Source organism: Legionella sp., from assembly GCF_047605385.1.
GTDB lineage: Bacteria > Pseudomonadota > Gammaproteobacteria > Legionellales > Legionellaceae > Legionella.
Genome location: NZ_JASGFU010000114.1, coordinates 1 through 4987, shown reverse-complemented (window position 1 = coordinate 4987; position 4987 = coordinate 1). Strand labels below are relative to the sequence as shown.

Sequence of the window (4987 nt, the reverse complement as noted above, 5' to 3'; positions counted from 1 at the left end):
ATTACAAGCCTTTGGAACTCCATTTTTCTTACTTAAAAACTCCGAACTGGGGTTATTCTAAGGCATGTATCTTTTTATAAAATACGAAAAAAACAACTGATAGATGCTTTTTCATCTATCAGTAATTATGTCTTAGACTGGGAAAATTATGATTGTGCAAAAATTTGACGGGATCGTTCAGGGTCAAGCCTTTTTGCCTAGGTTCTGTGAACGCAGCAAGAACTGCGCATACTCGTTTGTTTCTCTTGAGCAAAAAGCAAAGCTTGACCCTAATGCTTGCTTAAGTTTTCTTTTTACCTGGTTTCTTAGGCTTTTGATCAGAGATTGGCAACTGTCTTAATAACCGTACTGCCACCTTACGATGATAACCATGCGTTTCGCAAAATTCATCCATCATTCGTTTTTTTACAGCACAGCAACAGTGATATTGAGGCAACGATGTAATTTACATGCTTATTTAGGTAGGCCTTCGGCAACAGGTAATTTGAGGCAATTCACCATATAGGTCCACTTTAACCCTTGGGTCAGTTGTAAAAAAAGTGTATAATTGCCGCTTTTGTTACCAATATACGATAAGACTTATGAATCTTGAAAAAATATACGACGTCATTGTTGTTGGTGGAGGTCATGCAGGAACTGAAGCAGCACTTGCCGCAGCACGCCTAGGAGCACAAACCTTACTATTAACGCATAATATGGATTTATTAGGTCAAATGTCCTGTAATCCAGCTATTGGTGGTATTGGTAAAGGCCATTTGGTTAAGGAAATCGATGCTCTAGACGGTGCCATGGCTAAAGCTGCTGATAAAGCAGGCATTCAATTTCGGACATTGAACGCGTCTAAAGGCCCTGCTGTGCGCGCTACTCGTGCTCAGGCCGATCGTGTGCTTTATCGCCAAGCCATTAGGGAACAACTCCAAACGCAACCCAATCTGACCTTGTTCCAACAAGCAGTAGATGATCTAGTCATTGAAGGTGAACGCATTACTGGAGTAATCACCCAGATGGGTTACACTTTACATGCCCGTGCTGTAGTTCTTACTGTAGGTACCTTCTTAGGCGGCAAGATTCATGTTGGAATGAGCCAATATGCCGGTGGACGAGCAGGAGATCCACCAGCAATTGCTTTAGCACACAGCTTACGCGACTTAAACTTACCTGTTGGCCGTTTAAAAACCGGTACACCACCTCGTATTGACCGTCGATCTTTAGATTACCATCAAATGACTCCACAACCTGGTGATACGCCAATGCCAGTATTTTCGTATATGGGAAGCATTAATGATCATCCAGAACAAGTTTCCTGTCATATCACGCACACCACAGAAGCAACTCATGAGATTATTCGTAATAATCTACACCAATCGCCAATGTATGCCGGGGTTATTGAAGGTATTGGGCCACGTTATTGTCCATCCATTGAAGATAAGATTGTACGTTTTGCGGATAAATTATCGCACCAAATTTTTGTTGAACCCGAAGGATTAACGACCGAAGAAATCTATCCCAATGGTATTTCCACTAGCTTGCCTTTTGATGTGCAGGTACAGTTTGTACGTACCATTAAAGGCTTTGAAAATGCACATATTACGCGTCCTGGTTATGCCATTGAGTATGATTATTTTGACCCTCGTGGCCTTACTTCGTTTTTACAAACGAAGCCAATTCCTAATTTATTTTTTGCAGGCCAAATTAATGGCACCACAGGTTATGAAGAGGCTGCTGCACAAGGAATTATTGCGGGTATGAATGCGGCGTTACAAGTTCAAGATAAAGAACTCTGGTGCCCACGTCGCGATGAAGCCTATATTGGCGTTTTAATCGATGATTTGATTACCTTAGGTACTCAAGAACCTTACCGCATGTTCACCTCACGCGCAGAATATCGCTTATTATTGCGCGAAGACAATGCCGACTTGCGCTTAACTGCTAAAGGACGTGAATTAGGTATGGTAAATGAGGAGCGTTGGCAGCATTTTTCACAAAAACGCGAAGCCATTGAATCAACACAAAATTTATTACACAATTCATGGATTCGTGTAAATCATAATGAGCTGTTTAAAGAAGTGTTAACAAACCCCATGCAGCATGACAATAGAGCCTGTGAATTTTTAAAACGCCCAGAAATTAACTACCAACATTTATTAATGGTAGAAGAACTAGAGTTACCGAAGCTGGCTCCAGAAGTTAGTGAGCAAATTGAAATTCAAAATAAATATGCAGGCTATATTGAGCGACAACAACACGACATTGAAAAAATGCGTAAACATGAAAATACACCGCTACCTGAATCTCTGGATTACCAAGAAGTGACTGGATTATCTAATGAAGTGATTCAAAAACTTTCAAAGATCAAACCAACAACATTGGCACAAGCAGGTCGTATTTCTGGCGTCACTCCTGCCGCTTTATCTTTGCTCCTGGTTCACTTAAAAAAACAACGGCTTGACGCATGAATGACAGATTAGAAGCAAAATGTTTGCTGGAGCAAGGCTTAACTCAATATGGTTTAAATGCATTGCTTGAGCCTTTATGCAGTTATTTACTCTTACTTAAGAAATGGAATTTAGCTTATAATTTGACGGCGATTCGCGACATAAAATCCATGGTGAGCAAGCATCTACTCGACAGTCTGGCTATTTTACCATGGCTCAAAGGCACACGAATCATTGACGTAGGCACTGGCGCAGGGCTACCAGGAATTCCTCTCGCAATCGCGCAACCTGAAAAAAATTTTGTCTTATTAGATGCAAATGGTAAAAAAATCCGCTTTCTTAATGAGATAAAACGACAACTCCATTTAAGCAACTTGGAAATCGTACATTTTCGCGTCGAAAACTACCACCCGGCTCAAGGTTTTGATACAGTTGTAAGTCGAGCTTTTAGTAGCCTTACGCAAATGATTCAGTGGACTGAACACCTTATTGCTAAAGATGGAATTTGGTTAGCAATGAAAGGCCGTCACCCTGATACCGAGCTGCGCGAAATAAAGCACAACTGCAAAGTAGAACACTATACTGTTGAAGGTGTTGATGGTGAACGCTGCTGCGTCCTTATAGAAAACACACAACCAAGGAATTAATCATGGCAAAAGTCATAGCCATTGCCAATCAAAAAGGTGGGGTAGGCAAAACGACTACCGCTATTAATTTATCGACCTCCTTAGCGGCAAATGGTCAACACGTCTTGTTGATTGATTTGGATCCACAAGGAAATGCGACTATGGGCAGCGGTGTTGATAAAAATCAATTGGTCCATACGACAAATGATGTATTATTACATGATTGCCTGGCAGAACAAGCTTGTTTGAGTACTGTCTGCGGTTATGATTTAATTCCAGGTAACGATGATTTAACCGTTGCTGAAGTCAGTTTAATGGAACGAAATCACCGCGAAACCTTTTTATATAAATCCTTGCAGCCTTTACAAAGCAGATATGATTACATATTGATCGATTGCCCGCCGGCATTAAATACCTTAACTATTAATGCCTTTGTTGCCGCAGATTCTGTACTTATTCCCATGCAGTGTGAATATTATGCACTAGAGGGTTTAGCGGCTTTGTTATCAACCATTGAGCAGGTCAAAACCTCAGTAAATCCGCGCCTACATCTAGAAGGCGTATTACGTACTATGTATGATGCGCGTAACCGCTTGTGTTCTGACGTATCAAAACAGTTGCTTGAACACTTTCCAACTAAGGTCTATCGAACGGTAGTACCACGCAACGTCCGCTTAGCAGAAGCTCCCAGCCATGGCATGCCCGCATTACATTATGATAAAACCTCACCTGGCGCAGCAGCTTATATGGTATTGGCATCTGAAATGCTCAACAAACAAACGGTAACAAATTAAACGGGGTAATTTATGACAGTAAAACGTAGTGGTTTAGGACGTAATTTATCCGCATTATTAAGCCAACCAGGTGGTATTTTGCTATCCGAAAAACCAGCCACTGAAAATCTTAAGCTGGCAGTCAGTTGTTTACAACCTGGAAAATATCAGCCACGGGGAGAAATGGAAGATGCACCACTTCATGAGTTGGCTGAATCAATAAAAAAACAAGGTTTATTGCAACCCTTGTTAGTACGTGAACTAAGCGATGGTCGTTATGAAATTATTGCTGGTGAGCGACGCTGGCGTGCCAGCCAAATTGCTGGTTTAACTGAAGTACCAGTAATTTTAAAACAGGTTGATGATGAAACAGCAATGGCTATGGCTTTGGTGGAAAATTTACAACGTGAAGATTTAAACGCCATGGATCAAGCTCGAGCGATGCATCGATTAACTGATGAATTTTCACTTACTCATCAACAAGTAGCTGATTTATTGTGTAAATCTCGTGCTGCAGTGAGTAATTATTTGCGTTTGTTGTCTTTATCAGCTGCAGTAAAAAAACTGCTTGAGCATGGTGATATTGATATGGGACACGCACGAGCACTATTAATGCTTGCAGAAGAACAGCAAAACCAAGTAGCACAATTAATCATTGCGAAAAATTTATCTGTTCGTGAAACCGAGAAATTGGTTGAACGGATTAAAACGGGAAAAAATGAGACCGATGAAATACCCAAAGAAATGCCCGACATACACACACACTATCAGGAACAAGTTAATCGTCTTGCCAAACAATTGCAAACAGCAATTAAATTAAAACCTGGAAAAGCAGGTAAGGGATCTTTAATGATCCACTATGATAGTGCTTATAGATTACAAAAAATTATTGAACAATTAACTGACTGATTATTACAGCCAAATTTATTACTCAAGATCAGTAATAGTCAGTATGATTGGATTGGCATTTTAATTATGGAAGAAAAAAATGGTAACAGGTCAGCAAAGTTACCGCCCCACAAAGGCGGTAACTTTGCTGAACGTTTACTATTGCGCAAAATTTGTTTATCTGGCACCATATAGGTTTTATAAAATTTCAAGACAAGACATGCTACTAACTGATATTGAAGACGCTCTTAAAATCTATGATGCA

4 protein-coding genes are annotated in these 4987 nt (G+C 40.4%); all 4 read left to right on the top strand.

All coding sequences use genetic code 11. The features are described from left to right. Nucleotides 1-581 precede the first annotated feature (581 nt). From mnmG to QM652_RS14065, 4 genes are read left to right on the top strand one after another with little or no spacing between them, the layout of a single operon-like run. Nucleotides 582-2456 (top strand): tRNA uridine-5-carboxymethylaminomethyl(34) synthesis enzyme MnmG, encoded by a 1875-nt coding sequence (mnmG, locus tag QM652_RS14080; RefSeq protein WP_415076875.1) that lies wholly within the window; start codon nucleotides 582-584, stop codon nucleotides 2454-2456. Continuing rightward, the gene (rsmG, locus tag QM652_RS14075) at nucleotides 2453-3082 is read left to right on the top strand and encodes a 16S rRNA (guanine(527)-N(7))-methyltransferase RsmG (RefSeq protein WP_415076873.1); all 630 of its coding nucleotides are present in this window, start codon (nucleotides 2453-2455) and stop codon (nucleotides 3080-3082) included. The genes mnmG and rsmG overlap by 4 nt, the downstream gene beginning before the upstream one ends. A 2-nt stretch (nucleotides 3083-3084) precedes the next feature. Next, nucleotides 3085-3855, top strand: a complete 771-nt coding sequence (locus tag QM652_RS14070) for a ParA family protein (RefSeq protein ID WP_415076871.1) — start codon at nucleotides 3085-3087, stop codon at nucleotides 3853-3855. Between the two features lie 12 nt (nucleotides 3856-3867). Continuing rightward, a complete protein-coding gene (locus tag QM652_RS14065) occupies nucleotides 3868-4743 on the top strand; it encodes a ParB/RepB/Spo0J family partition protein (RefSeq protein ID WP_415076869.1) in 876 nt (291 codons plus the stop codon). Nucleotides 4744-4987 lie beyond the last annotated feature (244 nt).

Excerpts from the sequence above, each read along its gene's own strand:
- mnmG (WP_415076875.1), top strand. The coding sequence starts at position 582 with ATGAATCTTGAAAAAATATACGACGTCATTGTTGTTGGTGGAGGTCAT.
- rsmG (WP_415076873.1), top strand. The coding sequence starts at position 2,453 with ATGAATGACAGATTAGAAGCAAAATGTTTGCTGGAGCAAGGCTTAACT.
- QM652_RS14070 (WP_415076871.1), top strand. The coding sequence starts at position 3,085 with ATGGCAAAAGTCATAGCCATTGCCAATCAAAAAGGTGGGGTAGGCAAA.
- QM652_RS14065 (WP_415076869.1), top strand. The coding sequence starts at position 3,868 with ATGACAGTAAAACGTAGTGGTTTAGGACGTAATTTATCCGCATTATTA.